Source organism: Paeniglutamicibacter gangotriensis Lz1y, assembly GCF_000348945.1.
Taxonomy (GTDB): Bacteria; Actinomycetota; Actinomycetes; order Actinomycetales; family Micrococcaceae; genus Paeniglutamicibacter; species Paeniglutamicibacter gangotriensis.
The window spans coordinates 119,347-134,262 of sequence record NZ_AOCK01000014.1 but is presented as its reverse complement, the minus strand read 5'-3'; the positions used below and the strand labels follow the sequence as shown (position 1 = coordinate 134,262).

At 65.4% G+C, this 14,916-nt stretch carries 12 protein-coding genes and 1 pseudogene; 8 read left to right on the top strand and 5 right to left on the bottom strand.

Annotated elements, in window-relative coordinates; genetic code table 11:
- Window positions 1–271: 271 nt before the first annotated feature.
- Window positions 272–826: pseudogene (locus tag ADIAG_RS19255) on the bottom strand (transposase); the annotation flags it as partial.
- A 613-nt stretch (window positions 827–1,439) separates the two neighbouring features.
- Between ADIAG_RS19255 and ADIAG_RS19250 the strand changes: the two are divergent.
- The 5 genes from ADIAG_RS19250 to ADIAG_RS19230 all read left to right on the top strand — a co-directional run bounded on the left by ADIAG_RS19250 (window position 1,440) and on the right by ADIAG_RS19230 (window position 4,801).
- Window positions 1,440–2,429 (top strand): DUF4192 family protein, encoded by a 990-nt coding sequence (locus ADIAG_RS19250; protein WP_007273118.1) that lies wholly within the window; start codon window positions 1,440–1,442, stop codon window positions 2,427–2,429.
- Window positions 2,430–3,115: 686 nt separating this feature from the next.
- On the top strand, window positions 3,116–3,370 hold the full coding sequence (locus ADIAG_RS19245) for a glutaredoxin family protein (RefSeq protein WP_007273116.1): 255 nt from the start codon (window positions 3,116–3,118) through the stop codon (window positions 3,368–3,370).
- Window positions 3,367–3,579, top strand: a complete 213-nt coding sequence (locus tag ADIAG_RS19240) for a hypothetical protein (RefSeq protein WP_007273115.1) — start codon at window positions 3,367–3,369, stop codon at window positions 3,577–3,579. The genes ADIAG_RS19245 and ADIAG_RS19240 overlap by 4 nt, the downstream gene beginning before the upstream one ends.
- A 345-nt stretch (window positions 3,580–3,924) precedes the next feature.
- The gene (locus ADIAG_RS19235) at window positions 3,925–4,164 is read left to right on the top strand and encodes a hypothetical protein (protein ID WP_007273114.1); all 240 of its coding nucleotides are present in this window, start codon (window positions 3,925–3,927) and stop codon (window positions 4,162–4,164) included.
- A 97-nt stretch (window positions 4,165–4,261) separates the two neighbouring features.
- Window positions 4,262–4,801 carry a hypothetical protein gene (locus tag ADIAG_RS19230; RefSeq protein WP_007273113.1) on the top strand — a complete coding sequence of 180 codons (540 nt, stop codon included), beginning with the start codon at window positions 4,262–4,264 and terminating at the stop codon, window positions 4,799–4,801.
- A 55-nt stretch (window positions 4,802–4,856) separates the two neighbouring features.
- Here the strand turns inward: ADIAG_RS19230 and ADIAG_RS19225 are convergent, their stop codons facing one another.
- Entirely contained in the window at window positions 4,857–5,210 is a 354-nt protein-coding gene (locus ADIAG_RS19225; RefSeq protein ID WP_007273112.1) for a hypothetical protein, read from the bottom strand.
- Between the two features lie 486 nt (window positions 5,211–5,696).
- On the opposite strand from ADIAG_RS19225, the gene mobF reads away from it, so the two are divergent.
- The 3 genes from mobF (at window position 5,697) to ADIAG_RS19215 (ending at window position 11,084) form a co-directional block, all read left to right on the top strand.
- Window positions 5,697–10,040, top strand: a complete 4,344-nt coding sequence (gene mobF, locus ADIAG_RS19220; RefSeq protein WP_007273111.1) for a MobF family relaxase — start codon at window positions 5,697–5,699, stop codon at window positions 10,038–10,040.
- A gap of 266 nt (window positions 10,041–10,306) precedes the next feature.
- Complete coding sequence (locus tag ADIAG_RS21725) at window positions 10,307–10,480, top strand: antitoxin VbhA family protein (RefSeq protein WP_007273110.1); 174 nt, start codon at window positions 10,307–10,309, stop codon at window positions 10,478–10,480.
- On the top strand, window positions 10,458–11,084 hold the full coding sequence (locus ADIAG_RS19215) for a Fic/DOC family protein (protein WP_007273109.1): 627 nt from the start codon (window positions 10,458–10,460) through the stop codon (window positions 11,082–11,084). The genes ADIAG_RS21725 and ADIAG_RS19215 overlap by 23 nt, the downstream gene beginning before the upstream one ends.
- Before the next feature lie 107 nt (window positions 11,085–11,191).
- On the opposite strand, the gene ADIAG_RS19210 is transcribed toward ADIAG_RS19215, so the two are convergent.
- Genes ADIAG_RS19210 through ADIAG_RS19200 form a run of 3 tightly spaced genes read right to left on the bottom strand, consistent with a single transcriptional unit; the run spans window position 11,192 to window position 14,847 of the window.
- On the bottom strand, window positions 11,192–11,797 hold the full coding sequence (locus tag ADIAG_RS19210; protein WP_152426233.1) for a hypothetical protein: 606 nt from the start codon (window positions 11,795–11,797) through the stop codon (window positions 11,192–11,194).
- Window positions 11,727–13,517, bottom strand: a complete 1,791-nt coding sequence (locus tag ADIAG_RS19205; protein WP_007273107.1) for a type IV secretory system conjugative DNA transfer family protein — start codon at window positions 13,515–13,517, stop codon at window positions 11,727–11,729. Before ADIAG_RS19205 ends, ADIAG_RS19210 begins: the two co-directional genes overlap by 71 nt.
- The gene (locus tag ADIAG_RS19200; protein WP_152426232.1) at window positions 13,504–14,847 is read right to left on the bottom strand and encodes an ATP/GTP-binding protein; all 1,344 of its coding nucleotides are present in this window, start codon (window positions 14,845–14,847) and stop codon (window positions 13,504–13,506) included. Before ADIAG_RS19200 ends, ADIAG_RS19205 begins: the two co-directional genes overlap by 14 nt.
- Window positions 14,848–14,916: the final 69 nt, after the last annotated feature.

Here is a 14,916-nt window from a genome sequence, read left to right as displayed (position 1 = left end):
AGACTCATAATTAATGCTCGCGAATGAGGTTCGCGGCTCGAGGCCGATGCCATCGACTTCGAGGCGCTCATCAACAAGACCACGGCCTGGGTGCGTGGGTCAGTAGAGGTTTGACGATCCGCAGCAAGTAACAGGGAAGCTGGACCAAGAACCACTTACCGGGCGATACCGCCGGCCAGACACCATGGGAACCTGTCAGATGCCGCACCAAGCCCCATGATCGGGTCCCAACGGGGTCTGCGCGCAGGGCAGGCCCCCACCGCACCTCCCGCTATGCCGGCGATTCTTCCCGGAAGCTGTGGAGCTTCATGGTTGTGACAGGCAGGCCAGCAGCTTCCTCTCCAGGGCAGCCTTCCACAACCCGCGGAGCAACAGGTGCTTGCCCTGCCGGGTGTGGATCTGCCGAACACCGGCTCCACGATGGCCTTGCGCCGGGAACAGACCCCTTCCCCGCCGTGGTCTTCAGCTTCCGGGCCATCCGCTCGCCCACGGTGGCATTGGCCGGGATCCGGCCCCTCGGTGCCTTCGGGATCGGGGTGGCGTGCTTCTTCCGGCCGGTGGAAATGAAGAACTCGGTGCCATACTCCGCCGCCACGATGACCTGCCGGTATTCGTCCACCACGGCCTGCCCGTTGTAGCAATACGAAAAAGAGCCGTCCGCCCGCTTCATGGTCCGGGCATCGAGGTCAGTGAAGTTCCGCTGCGCCTTGGGCTTCGGCACCGCGGCCTTGGCGGCCTTGTCCCCGGCGGCGCTGATGTCGTCGTCCCCGCGGTCCCGGGCCTTCTCCTCGGCCTCGGCCCGCGCCTTCCCGACGGCTTCCTCCTCAAGGGAGGCCCACGCCCGCCGGTCGGCCAGCTCCACCGGCAACCCGTCCCCGAGCCTGCTCGGCCCGAACCTCGCGTCCTCGGTGGCATCCACGGTCTTGGCCTCGGCCAGCAGGTCGCTGACTTCCTGGGCCAACACCTTCTGCTTCTCCACAAGCCGACCCGTCGACCACGGCAGATGCAACTCATCGTGCATAAGTGGCTGCCGGATTCAGGACCTCTTGGGTACTCGCTCGCTCGCACCCAAGAAACCGGACGTCCGCTCCGCGGCCGACTCTTGGCCTGATTCACCGTTCCGGCGAATCAGGCTGCGGCCTAAAGGCCGCTTTTTCTTTTTTGTTTGCTGACCTTCGGAGTATATGGGCCGGGCCCAGGCACACAAGCCACTACGCTCCTTCGTCGCTCCGGGCCGGTGGCGGGAAAACTTTGTGGCCGCGCTCCTGCGTCGCTTATTTCGGCCAAAAACTTTTCCCGCCACCGCCCTTCGGGTTGCTGTGCCTGGTCCCGGCCCTGCTCATTTCATTGCGCCAGCAAACAAAAAACATGGGGGGGAGAGACCCAAAGCGCGGGGCTGGCACCGCGGCCCCCGAACCCCTTCGAACGAGGACAAGATCATGGACAAGATCACCGCCACCACGATGGCCGACACCGTCGCGGTCGCCATCCACTCCCTCGGCTTCACCCCCACCTCCTCGGTGGTGCTGATGCTGCTGGAACACCGCACCGTGGCAGCCACCCTGCGCCTCGACGCACACCCCGAAGCCCCCGCGGGATTCTGGGCCACCGAAGTCAGGCACTACGTCGACCGCCTCGAGAACATCACCGGGGTGCTGTTGCTCAGCTTCGAGGATGACCGGGCCATGACCCCGACCCAGTACCGGGCCTTGGGCGGCCTCCTGGCCCGGACCGGCCGCCCCATCCGCCACGCCGTGCTGATTCGCGACGGGTACCTCACCGACTACGAGGGGACCCATACCGACCAGATCCCCTTCGCCACGGTGGCCACCTCGAATGCGGCACTGGCGCTCATGGTCGGCACCAAGAGCTATGTGAAGCTTGCCGCCGACATCCCGCCCTGCAGCACCGACGCCGCGGTATCGGAACTGCAACAGTTCGTTGACGCGGCCCGCCGGTTGGATTGCGCGGACGGAGCCACCCGGACCACGGTGTGCACGAGGCTGATCGGCATCGTCATCGGATACCAATGCACCGGAACCATCACACCGAACGAGGGCGCATGGTTGGGTGGGACGTGCACCAACAAGGGAATCCGCGATTTGATCTTCGCCTCGCTGGCCACCACCAGTGACGACATGGACACCATCAGCGCCGCGCTCATGGGGGACATTTCCCCCGACGATTGGGAGTACTTCAGGGACGGAGCCGATGCCATCTACACCGCCCTTGAATACATCCCCCTGGAGTATCGGACCGACCTGCTGGCCGGGCTCGGCTGGACGCGCTGGATCGACGGGAAGGGCAGCGAAGCGATGCACTTTCTGGACCTCGCCCGCACCACCGACCCCACGCACCGCCTCACCGAGCTACTGACCAGACTAATCATCAGCGGCCGACTACCCGCCTCGGCGACCACGAAGCATTGAGCCATTTACCGGCACACACCATCCACAGCGGGACGGAACGAGAAAACCTCGTTCCGTCCCGCTCCTTGTGTCCACAGCAAAGCGCCCGCGAGGCCGCGCCAGAGCCTCGGCGCGCCGGGTTCACCTGGCGTCCGCGCAGGACCACTGTGGCCACGTAACGTCCCGGGCCCACCGATTTCGGCGGCGACCTCCTCCGCAAGCTCCCCCGGCCGCCGCACCCAGGCGCTACGCGCCCCGGCCCCCGGGCACGGGCGAACCCGCAGCGGCCCACCCACCACCGCAGCGGGAGCGTGGCCCACGGTATCTCGTTGCCGCAAGCGAAGCAGTGGCTGCACGGGCTTGCATCGGAAGGACCCCGGCCTCGAACCCGATGCCCCGTCAAGAACACTCCGGATCGCCGTGTTGCACCGTCATGGCAAGAGCCGCCGAACCGGGCACTAACGGACGCCCACGAACCGGCATGGACCGACATTCCCGCGGTGCCGGTTCCTTGGTCGTGGCCTCTCCGGTTCCCCGGTCGGCCCCACTGGGGAGGTGCCCTAACCACGCTCACCATGGCCACCCACCGCGCCATTTTGTGCGTACCTGCGGGGTCCAAAAACCTTGAAAAACCGGATCAAAACAATGGTTTACACCCTCAAATGAGGGTAAAATGAAGACATAGCGAAAGGGCGGAGGAGAAGGCCATGGCCATCACCATCTACACCAAGCCGGGATGCTTCGGCTGCCGCAAGACCACTGAAAAATTCACCGAGGCACAGGTGGCGTTCACGGAGGTCGACCTCACCGCCGAGCCTGCCGCGCTGGAGTATGTCACCGAGGAACTCGGCTATTCCCAGGCCCCGGTCGTCGTCGTGGATGACCAGTTCCACTGGTCGGGACTGGACCCGGCCAACATCGTCCGGGCCATCACTTTCGCCCGGCAGGAGATGGCGGGATGAGCGCCAAACCCGCGGCGGACGGGACCCCGCAAAAGCGGTTGAACTTCGATGTCCCCGAGGATCTCGCCCGCCAGTTCAAGGCCTACGCTGCCCTGAACGGCAAGACCCAGCGGGAACTGGTGCTCGGATTCATGCAGCGGTGCGTCCGCCGCACGCCACCGACGGCGGAGGACCCACGGGATTCCGCGGACACGCACCGGGACGGGTAATCGCCAACCAGCCCGGGCAGCGGCAAAAACCGCACGGCCCGAAGTGCACACGGCCGGAACGGGATTCAGTGGACCACGGCCCCGAAATCCCCGGGGGAACCGGATCCGGGGGCGTTCCATGTTGTTCGATGATGCCGGGCTTCGGCCCCGCAAGAACCCCCACCGCGGGCGGTCATGGGTTCCAAAATGTCGGTGCTCTCCGGTAGCTTCGCACCAACGGGACACCTCCCAGGTCCCGGTCTAAAGCGGAGGCACCATGACGAATCCCTGCGTGCAGCACCAACCCCACCGCCATGCACGACACACCAGCGGCACAAACGCCACAGGCATATGGTGGATCAGGCGATGATCCTCTTTCTGGCCGCGGGGATCCTGTGCCTCGCACTGCTCCTGCAGCTGGTGGTTCACCCCGTCCAAAGCGTGGCGGCCCTGGCCCGGATGCTCTGCGCGGTGTTCGGCCTCATCCTGCTGCTCACTGCCGTGGGCCGGTTCTGGAACCACGACTACCTCGAGGCCGCCGCCTGGATCCTGCCGGCGGCGTTCCTGCTGTGGTGCACCAACAAGCTCTCACGCCAGGTCGCCTGATGCCAGCTCGGCACGAAGCCCGCAGGCGGAACCGCACCGCTCCGGGGTGCAGCCAATCCCGGCCCTCCCGCCAGTCTCGCCGCCACGGATCCCACGCATGAGCCACCACACGTGGCGGCCGGACAAAACACGGGACCTGATCGGCAAGACCGCGGGGCAATCAAAGGGCCCCGGGTTACAGCGGGCGAAAGGGAATGCGGAACACCGTTTTTGGTCCAAGGTCATCCGCGGACCTCTCCCGGAACAATGCTGGATCTGGGTCGGGGCCATCGCCGATGACGGTTACGGACGCTTCTACCTGGACGGCACCTCGGTGCGCCCGCACCGCTACAGCCTCGCCCTAGACCTGGGACTGGCCCACGGGCAGCTGCCGGAATTGATGCACGAGTGCGACGTCCCCCTGTGCGTGAATCCCCGCCACCTGGGCATGGGGGACCGGCAGTCCAACATGGTCGACCGGCAACGCAAGCTGCGCTCCGCCAACGGGTCGGGGCTGCGCTTTAGGGGGCTGCCGCGGGCGGCAATGGCCGCCCGCTCCCGTGCGCTGCGTGAAGACCTGTTGGCCCACGGATGGGATGTCCAACGCATCCATGCGATCAACGCCGGATCGCGTGTGGAGGACCCTACCCTGTTCTGAACCGGACACCGATTTGCTTCCCATCACCATCCCGACCCGGGGCTTGACCGAAGAATCAGGAACGGGTGTCTTCCGTGCTGCCGGCCGCCTCGAGCAGGACGCGCAGTTCCCCGGGGGAAATGCCCAACCGCTGGGTCACCGAGGCCCGGGATTCCCCGGTGGCCAGCATCGAGACCACGATGCGTCCGCGCTCGATGCGACCGGCCTCGAACGACTTTTTGGCCTGCTCCAGGATCTGCTGCGCCTGGGTTTTGGCGGCCTCCAGGCGCGCGGCGGACTGCTCTTCCAGCACGAAGTATTCGGCCGCCTTCTCAAGCAACAGCTCGTGGCGTTGGGTCATCTCCGACGCCTTGGTGCGCGCCTTTTCCCGGGCGGCCAGCGCCACCGCCGATTTCCGATCCTTGGCCATGACTGCTCCTCCCAACGACACCTAACGGTCACCACAGGATAAACCCACCGGTGCCCGTAAAACAGTGGTGGGCCTGGATCGTTCCGGGCGCAGGTCCCGCGACCCGGACGGGTTGCCAGTCACAGCGCCGGGTGCCCGTCCGGAGCCCCGATCCTGCCGGCCGGCATCCCCGGCCACGCGTGGACAACCACCGGTGGCCTGTGGAAAATCCTTCCGCCGCGCCCCGGTTGCACACAGTTGAACGCACCGTGGATAACGAAAAGCGTGTTACCCACCGCGCATTCGCGTGTGCACAACCGCATCAACACCGTTGATGGCCCCAGCCCGGCACGATGCCGTTCACTGTTTCTCGTCCCTCGGACCAACGGCACCGCTACTGGTTCGCCGAGACTTCTGCTCCTTCGTCGGGCTCGTCAAACCACCATGCTTTGTCACACCTCATGCATCCTTGATAAATGAGGGGGCCCGGTTCACACTGGGGGTGTGATGACCGTGCACAAACTCAGTGCGGGCGACGGCTACACGTACTACACCCGTGAAGTCGCCAGCGGCGATGAACTACGGTCCAAGGACCGCCAGCTGGGTGAGTACTACCACCTCTCCGGCTACCCACCGGGGCAGTGGGGCGGACGCGGAACCGAGCACCTCGAGGTCTACGGGAACGTCACCGAGCAGCAGATGCAACTGCTCTACGGGGAAGGCCTACACCCCCGGTACGGGGAAACCAGCGAACTCACCGGTGAACCGTTCGAAAAGGACCTCGGGCAACGCTACAAGCGCTTTTCCCAAAAAGAAGACGTCCTACAGAAGCGCATCACCACCGCGCTGGGAGACTTCGAGCGCCTAAAGCACCGCGCACCGGATGCTGATGAACGTCGGCGCCTCAGGGCCACGGCGGGTGCCCAGTATTTCCGGGAACTGCACGGCCGCAACCCCGCATCCAAGGAAGAACTTGGTCGGTTCGTTGCACAACACATGCGCCCCGCGGCGCAGGCCGTCGCCGGATTCGACCTGGTCTTCTCCCCACCCAAATCAGTCTCCTACCTGTGGGGCGTGGGCGGCGACAAGGTGCGCGTGGCCATTGAGCGGGCGCACCTTCAGGCCGTGGAATCGACCATGGCCTACCTCGAGGACACCGCCGTCTATACGCGGCGGGGGAAAAACGGGGTGCGGCAACAGGACGTCGCCGGCGGGCTGATCTACACCCGGTTCCGGCACTATGATTCCCGTGACGGGGACCCGCAATTGCATGACCATGTGGTGGTTTCCAACAAGGTGCTGGGCACCGACGACAAATGGGGAACGCTGGATGGGGCGTTGCTGTATCAGTTCAATGTGGCAGCCAGCGAACACTACAACCGGTGCGTCATGGAGAACGTCTGCGAGTCCCTGGGCGTGGCCACCACGATGCGGCCGATGCCGGGGAAACGCCCGGTCACGGAAATCGCCGGCATCGACGTGGCAGCCATCGAGGCAGCATCCTCCCGCCGCGGACAGATCCAATCAGCGCTCGGAATACTGGTGGACAGGTTCCGGTCCGAGCACGGCTACGAGCCGAATCGCAAGCAAATGATCCACCTGAGCCAGCAGGCGACCCTCACCACCAGGGCGGACAAGAAACAAGGGAAACCACTGGCGGAACTGGTGGAGGGCTGGCAGCTGAAGTTCGGCAGCGGGCTGCACTTGCCCGTCGGGGAAACGGCACTCAAGCAAGCCCAACGGGCACGACGGCATCTGGGAATCCGCGCTCATTCGACGCTGTTTTCTTTGTCCGAGAAAGCACTGCAGGACATCGCCGCGCAAGTGGTGCAGCGGCTCGAATCCGAGCGTGCGGTCTGGGGAGAGCACCACGTCCAAGCGGAAGCCACCCGCCAACTCGGCGCCCTCGCCGGGACCCGGAGACTGCCCGACACCCTCGTTTTCGCACTGACCCACACCGTCCTGGAACGCAACTGCCTGTGCCTGACCCCGGATATTCCGGTGCCCGCCCCGGTGGCCGGGGCCATCACCGCGGTGCACAAATACCAGAAAGCCAAGCGCAAGCTCTACACGTCCCCCACGGTCCTGGCGGCCGAAAGTGACCTGCTGGGCGCCGCCCAACGCACCGTCATCCCCGTGGCCACCCACGATCATTTCACCCGCATCCTAGGCCAGGTCGAGGGCTGGCTCGATGAGGGACAGAGGACCGTGGCCGAGGAATTCGCCTGCAGCGACCGCCTGCTGATGGTCGGCATCGGCCCGGCCGGCGCCGGCAAGACCACGGCCATGCGGCTGGTCGCGCATGCCACCCAGTCTGCCGGCGGCAGGATCCTGGCCGTGGCACCGACCGCCGCCGCGGCCGCCCTGCTGGGACACGAAATAGGCACTGAGGCCATGACCCTGGACGCCTTCGTCCTCGGTGCCAATGAACCCTCCGAACACTTTGTCCCGCTCAAACCGGGCGACATGCTCCTGCTCGACGAGGCGGGCATGGTCGGCACCGCGCTCTTCGCCCAGGCCGTAAGTCTCGCCGCCGAGCACGGGGCGGTCATCCGAGCCATCGGGGATGACCGCCAACTCGGCGCCATCGGCTGCGGCGGAGCCCTGCGGCTGATCGACCAATACGAGCCGGCCGTACGTCTGGAAACCGTGCACCGCTTCCGCCACCCGGACGGAACACCGAACGAGGAGGAAGCCACTGCCAGCCTGACCCTGCGCCAACCACCGTTGCTGGGCACCGATGACCCGTGGTCGTACTACTGGGATCACCAACGGATCATGGCCGGGGACACGGACTTGATGGAACATCACGTGTTCGCCGGATGGCAAAAAGACCAAAACGCCGGGCGCCGAGCGCTGATGATCGCCCCCAGCAACGCCCTGGTCGGTCGCCTCAACGACCGCGCCCAGGCCTATCGCATCCAACTCGGCGAATTGAATTCGGGCACCAGCACCGAACTGCAAAACGGCGCCCGGGCCTATGCAGGCGACGTGGTGGTGACCCGCCGCAATGACCGCCGCCTCACCGTGAACCGCGGACACGACTTCGTGAAAAACAACGACGTCTGGACGGTCACCGGCATCCGGGATGACGGGGCGCTGGATGTGCAGCACCGCGCCCACCACGGCACCACCACCCTGCCCGCCGAATACGTGCGCACCCATGTGGAGCTCGGGTACGCCTCCACCATCCACCGCGCCCAAGGAATGACGTACGACAGTTCCCACGCCCTGCTGTCCGCCGGCCTGGACCGGGCGCAAGGGTATGTGGCCACCAGCCGCGGACGCTACGACAACAAGATCTATGTGGCACTGGAAACGGGGGAGGAGGCCCCAGAAGTGCTGGCACGGATCGCCGCGAACACCGCGGGGAACCTCAGCGCCCACGACACCTCAACGGCCGAACGAGCCCGCTCCCGCAGCATCGAACACCTGGGCGCCATCCACCGCGACCTCGTCGACCAGGCCCGGGAACAACGAATGCGCACCCTCTTTGCCACCCAGGCAGGATCCAGGGAAGCCGAGCGGTACTTCCGCTCCACGGCGTGGGACGCCGTGGCCCACCATCTGGGGGTCGCCGAGGACCGAGGGCTGCACATGCCCCTGCTCATCCAAGATGCCTTGGAAGTGGGCGAAATCGAATCGGCACATGACCGCTCGGCCGTCATGGCCTGGAGAGTGGAACGACTCCTGGAAAGCCGCAAGCACGTCCTCGCCGAAGCCAACCGCCCACTCAAGGAGGTCTCCACCGAGCACCTGGAGCACCTGCACGACCTCGCCCTGGAACGCCGCCACAGCATCCTGGAGGAACCCGTGGGACGGCAGACCGCGGGGCTCAAACCGTGGCGGCACCGCCTCTACGGGCATCTCGGCGATGACGAACTGATCGCGCGGATCGCCCGGACCGAGGATGAACGGGAACGGCAGATCCCCTCCAACCCGGAAAACAAGACCCAAGAGCTTACTTGGGAATTGGGACGGTTGCGCCGGGAACAAGCCCTTCGGGGCACCATGCCCGGGACCGTGCACCGGGCCGAGACCCTTGAACGCGAACGCACCAGCCGGATCCGCGGCACAGGGACCATCCTGGAGCGTATCAACGACGAACTGGAATTGAGGTCCCTCATGGACCAGCGCGAACACGAGACACCGAAGGACCTGCCCGAATGGTTCGCCCCCGCCGAGCACCTCTGGAAGCCCGAGACCCCGGCCGCCTGGGCCACGCAAAGCCAGCAATACCGAGGCGTGGTGAAACGCGAGTTCACCCGGGTGGGCGCCGAACTGGCCGAGAAACCGCCGGCCTGGCTGACCGATTTGGGGCCGGTGCCGCGCCGACCTGACCGGCGCCGAGACTGGTGCAACCTCGCGGCCGAAATCGCCGCCTACCGCGGAACCTACAACATCCCCGACAGCGAGCCGCGCCTGGTCCCCAAGGAACACCGCAAGAACCCGATCGCCCGGGACCTCAAGGCCCGGGCGACCTCGCTGCACAAGCACAGCAGCCTCACCACGAGGCCCCCATTGACCCCGGGGGAGCGGACCGCGGATCGTCTCGAGGCCGAGCAGGCAGCCCCCGGCACAGCACCCACGGCGGCCGAGGAGGCCATTGCCGAACTGCGCCGCCGCCGCACCGGGCAGCGGCAGCCGGGCGCTATGCCATTCACAGAACAGGATGTGGGGAAGCAAACGGTGGCTGCGGCGCCTCCGCCCCATGACGAAGAGGACGGGCCGCGCACCTTGCGGGAGCGGCTGGCCCGGCTCCAGGAAACGCGGGCCAGGAAGGCCCGCGGGACCCGGCGGCACGATGGACCGAGCGCAGGCCCGGAGTCCGAAGGCCCGCGATTGGGCTAGCGAGTCCGCCGTGGGTTCGGACCATGGCCTCGAGAAGCCCAGCTTCCGAGTGCACCTGAGCAGCCAACGAGTTGAAACCGTGGCTAAAGGGGCATGCTCGCCCCACGACGTGGCCCGGCTCTTCTGTGTGGCACACAGTTTCAGGACCGATCACGAGTAGAATCGATTCACTAGTCCGCAAGGTTGTTTCTGCCAGTTCCTGCACTCACGGGATCGGCAGCACCCCCTGTGGATATTTCGACAATGCGGTGTGGGAAGGAAACGGCATGACGATGACAGAGCAGCGATCCAAGTGGGTCAACGAGGCCGCCCACAGCATGAACCTCGAGGGCCTTGAAGTCAGTGACGAATACCGTGCGGAGTCTGAGGAGTATGTCACGGGAAAAGTGACATCCGACGAACTGGTAAGAAAAGCACGTGCACGGTTTGGGCTCGACTGATTTCGATAGTTCGGCTCCCGATCCTTACCTCGACCCGACAACGGGCATTCTCAGGAACCTCGTCGGAGCGATCACCAGCAAAGAGCTTGCGGCGGCAGAAGCCGACCTCGTAGCTGTTCGTGTGGTCCAGTTGCGTGACAGCGCGTATATCGAACCAAGTCGGGACCTTCGGGAATTTCAGGCGATCCACCGGCAACTGTTCGCCGATATTTTTTCATGGGCCGGACACCTCCGGACGACCGATTTGGTGCGTCCCAAGAACGAGCCGTTCTGCCCCGTAAATCTGATCGAGCGGGCGGCGGCGAGCATTTCCCGCGAACTCACCGAGGACAACCTCCTCCAAGGTCTGGAGCGCCGGGAATTCGTGGAAAAACTGTCCTACTACTACGACAGTTTCAACTACATCCACCCCTTTCGGGAGGGCAACGGCCGGACCCAGCGGGAATTCTGGAACCGGGTGGCAGAGGATGCCGGCTGGTTCATCGACTGGGGCAAAGTGCATGGAGAACAACTCAACGAAGCCAGCCAGATCGCCCGCGAAGAGCAGAACTACCAGCCGCTCATCGTGATGTTCAGCGACTGCATACGCCCCCTGGACCCTTGAACATTACGCCTCTCGGGCTCAACGCCCCGTGGGTGGAATTGACGGTCTGGCACCAGAGAACATGACCGTTAACGAGGGCACAGCCGGCCTCGACGCTGGAGAGAAACTCACGTGCCGCCCGGGGTGGCAAGCCACGCTTGGAACGCCTCACGATGGGCGCCGCCGGTGTCCGGTGGATGCGGTTCCCGGTGGGAGCCGAGGCAGTTGCCCCACCCTGCTGCCTTGTCGCTCGACAATCGTGCGATGGTGGGGTGGAGGATCCGTTCGTGCCAATACGCCGGGGCATCGTCGGGTTCCTCCAGGCCACAGTATGCGGCCTGCCACGCCACGAACACGGCCAGCAATTCCTGGATGACGGCGCGGTGGCGGAACCAGCAGGGCGGGATGACGTGTTCCTCTACCCCGGGGTAGGTTTCGTTGTACCAACGGATCCAGTCGTAGAGCTGTTCCAGGATCTTGCGCCGCTGCTTGTCTGTCCCGTCCAACAGGTTCCACGGGGCAGGGTCCTGTTGATCGGGGGAGCTGCTGGGTCGCTCCCGATGTTTGACGAGCGCCGCCAGCGTTTTTTGCTGGTCCTGCATCATGGTGTGCAGGTACTCGATCTTGTTGTCGTGGTCCAGGACGACTTCTTCAATCGTGCCGTCAGGTATCGCGCCTGGCGATCCATTCCCCGATCCGTTCCCCGATTCGTCCGATGAATCCTCCGTGTCCATGGCCATGCACCCCCGCCCCGAGTTCCCCGCCGGCGAATAGCTTCCCGCACATCAGCTCCGCCTCCCGGGCCTGCTGCTCGAGCCGTTTCCAGTCCTTGCGTTCCCACAACGGGTGCATCCTGCCCACAAAGGGTGGCAGGTTCCGATACACCACCAACGCCTCCCCGACACGTAGGTGCTTGATCTCCTCGGCCTTCATCACCTGCACCTCCTCGAGGCTGGTGGTCGTGGAGCCGCCGCTGCGTCCGGTGGAGTGACTGCGCCGCTGCCGGTGCCTGGTGCCCATTTCCGCCGCATAGTCCTTCAACGCCTCGCGCTTCAGCCCCGGCATCAGGATGATGACGTTCGCGGTCTCCTGGATGGCCTTGGCCGCATCGGTTCCCCACCGCGCCTCGTTCTGGGCGAAAGACTGGGAAAAGCCCAGCACCCGGATGCCGCGTCCCCCTGATTCGGAGAGCACCGCCGGCATGTCCCGGATGGCGGCCACATTGGGGGCTTCGTCCAGGAACATGGTGAACACCGGCCACAACCGGCCTCCGGCCCGTTGCTGGGACAAATGCTTGGCCGTACGGAACACGAAGTCGGTGAACATCGTCACCAAGGGTGCCAACGGGGAGGCGTCCCCGTCGGCGATCACATACAGCGTGTTGCGCCCAGCCAGGAAGTCTTGGGCGTCGAAGGCGGTCCGGTCCCCGGGGACCAGTTGGGAGAGCACTCGAGAGGAGGCCAGGGGTTCGAAGAGTCCCTGGAGGGTCATTTTGATGCCGTCCACCGCCTCCCCGGCCCGGGAGGAGCGCAGGTCCACCAGCCGGGAGATGAACGACTCGGTGGCGCCGTTGCGGCGCAGGATTTCCACCGGCTCGGCATCGGTGAAGTCCGAGGCCCAGCGCATGACATCGCGCAGGTCCTTGCCCTCCAGCGCCGCTGCATGCAGCAGGCGACCCAGGACGGCGGCGGCCTGGTCGGCGAACCAGTCCCCGTTTTTCACGTTGCCCCGGGACGTGGCCCTGGCCCAGGCCTTGCCGCGGGCCAGGGCCTCGTTCTCGTCCTGGCATCCGCGCACCGGGTTCCAGAGGACTTGGTGGGGCCAACCGGTGATTTGTTCCAGGTCGAAGGCGAGCACCTGGCCGGCCTCCAGCCGGGGGATGGCGGTGTGGGTGAGGACATCGACCTTGGTGGAGGTCGCCAGGACCGGGCCCGGCGCCGAGAGGATGCCGGGGGCGACGATGGTGAGGGTCTTGCCGGCGCGGGCCGGGGCGTAGGTCCAGCAGGAATCCTCGAACTGCATATACAGGGGTTTGTTGCCCTGGGGTGTGGCCGCCATGGAGACCACGAGGTCCTTGTCCTTGGTTTTGGGAGGAACCTGCAGGGCCTTGCGCGCATACCTGGCGGCGCGGCGCAAGGACAATACCCGCAAGGTTCCGGGGGAGGGACCGGGTCCACCTTTTCGGGTTCGCAGGTTCTTGGTGCCTTCAACGAGGAATGCCGCCAATAGGACCAGGGCGAGGAACAAGCCGACGGCAATGAACGTGGAAGCAACCGGCCAGGCAACCCGGCCCTGCACGAGACCCGCACCGAGGTCCCGGGCATTCCAGGTGATGGCCGATCCCGTGGGCGTCAGTGCCTCGCCCAGGTTCAGCGCCAGATAGGGGATCGTGAGCAGAAGGGCCAGCACCAGCCACGGGCCCGCCGCGGTGCCGTGCCGGTTAGCCCGTGGCATGCCGGACCTGCTTCATCGCCGCGTCGGTGTCGGTGAGCGTGACCTCGGTGGGGCTGCGCAGGTGCCTGGCCCTGATGGGCACCTCACTGCCGATCTTCAGCAGGCAACTGCCGGTGGGCATCTTCAGGATGTCCAGGTAGCTGGAGGCCGGCAAGTCATACATCTCCAGGACCGCCCGGGCGTCGGCCGGCTTCTTCTGTTGGTAAATGAAGATGGTGTCGCATTCCTTGATGATGGCCTGGGCCGTAGAGCCTTCGGGGACGTCGCTGATGTGGTGGAAGGCGAAGTGGCTGGACAGGCCCAGGGCGCGGGAGAGCTTGAGGTTGCGGGCGATGACTTCGGCGACGGTGCCGCGCACCAGGTGCCAGGCTTCCTCGACCAAAAGGTGCGTGGGCCGGCTCTGGGTGCGGTGGTGCAGCATGTTCGCCAGCCAGGTGTTCACCAGCGTCATCACGATGGCCAAGGCTGGGCCCGATTCGGGGAGGTTGGACACGTCGAAGACCGTCAGGCCCTCGCCGAGTTGGACCTCGGGGGAGGTTTCTCCGTCGATGAGCCCGGCAAGGTCATCGCTGATCAGCCGTTCGAGTTCGAAGGCGATTTCCAGGCCCCAACCGCGCAACTCGGCGCGCGTGACCTCCACCTCGGTTGCGTCCCGTTCGTCCGGGTGCAGCAGTGCGTCCATGACGTGGCTGATGGTTGCCACATATCCCTGCTCGGTGGCGGTGTGCAGCGCCCGGCGGTGGGCGGTGCGCAACGCCTTGCCCTCCAGGGGGGACAGGGGCCGGCCGAGGGCCTCTTCGGTGACGGCCCGCAGCAACATGGACTGACCGGCCGGTGACCCACTGTTGCGTTCGTCCTGATCCCCGGTCCCGATCCGGGGATCGAGGATGTTGATACAGGATCCACCGCCACCGATCCTAAAGATGATCGGTTCGCGGCCCAGATGCCGAGATAGCGGAGCATATTCTCCTTCTCCAGTGTTTTTCTGGAGTTTCTTGTCCAGGACGACGATGTCGCGGCCCAGAATCAGGGGACGGAGCAGTCCCCAGGTTTTCATGGCCGAGCTTTTCCCGGATCCGAGATCCCCGATATAGCAGACGTTGGGGTTCTGGACGGTGTGTCCGTAGGCGAAGAACGGGTCATGGCTGATGATCCACCCGGTGCTGGTGTCCAAGCCGAAGATCAGACCCTTGTGGTTGGTCGGGGGAGCGGCAACGGCCAGCAGGCTGGCTTCCATCTGCCGGGTGGAGGACAGGGCGCCAGGCGGAGCTGGGTCATAGAGCCCCAGCTTGGAGCCGGTGGACAGCCGCCGATGGGCGTGCCACCGCAAACTGTTCTCCCCAGTGGAAGTACCTTGGTCTTCTGACGTTCTGGGGTTCTTGCCTCGCCGGGACCGGCT

Coding starts and splice junctions, on each gene's coding strand:
- ADIAG_RS21725 (WP_007273110.1), top strand. CDS start 10,307: ATGACGATGACAGAGCAGCGATCCAAGTGGGTCAACGAGGCCGCCCAC.
- ADIAG_RS19250 (WP_007273118.1), top strand. CDS start 1,440: ATGGACAAGATCACCGCCACCACGATGGCCGACACCGTCGCGGTCGCC.
- ADIAG_RS19240 (WP_007273115.1), top strand. CDS start 3,367: ATGAGCGCCAAACCCGCGGCGGACGGGACCCCGCAAAAGCGGTTGAAC.
- mobF (WP_007273111.1), top strand. CDS start 5,697: ATGACCGTGCACAAACTCAGTGCGGGCGACGGCTACACGTACTACACC.
- ADIAG_RS19230 (WP_007273113.1), top strand. CDS start 4,262: ATGAGCCACCACACGTGGCGGCCGGACAAAACACGGGACCTGATCGGC.
- ADIAG_RS19245 (WP_007273116.1), top strand. CDS start 3,116: ATGGCCATCACCATCTACACCAAGCCGGGATGCTTCGGCTGCCGCAAG.
- ADIAG_RS19210 (WP_152426233.1), bottom strand. CDS start 11,797: ATGGACACGGAGGATTCATCGGACGAATCGGGGAACGGATCGGGGAAT.
- ADIAG_RS19235 (WP_007273114.1), top strand. CDS start 3,925: ATGATCCTCTTTCTGGCCGCGGGGATCCTGTGCCTCGCACTGCTCCTG.
- ADIAG_RS19205 (WP_007273107.1), bottom strand. CDS start 13,517: ATGCCACGGGCTAACCGGCACGGCACCGCGGCGGGCCCGTGGCTGGTG.
- ADIAG_RS19225 (WP_007273112.1), bottom strand. CDS start 5,210: ATGGCCAAGGATCGGAAATCGGCGGTGGCGCTGGCCGCCCGGGAAAAG.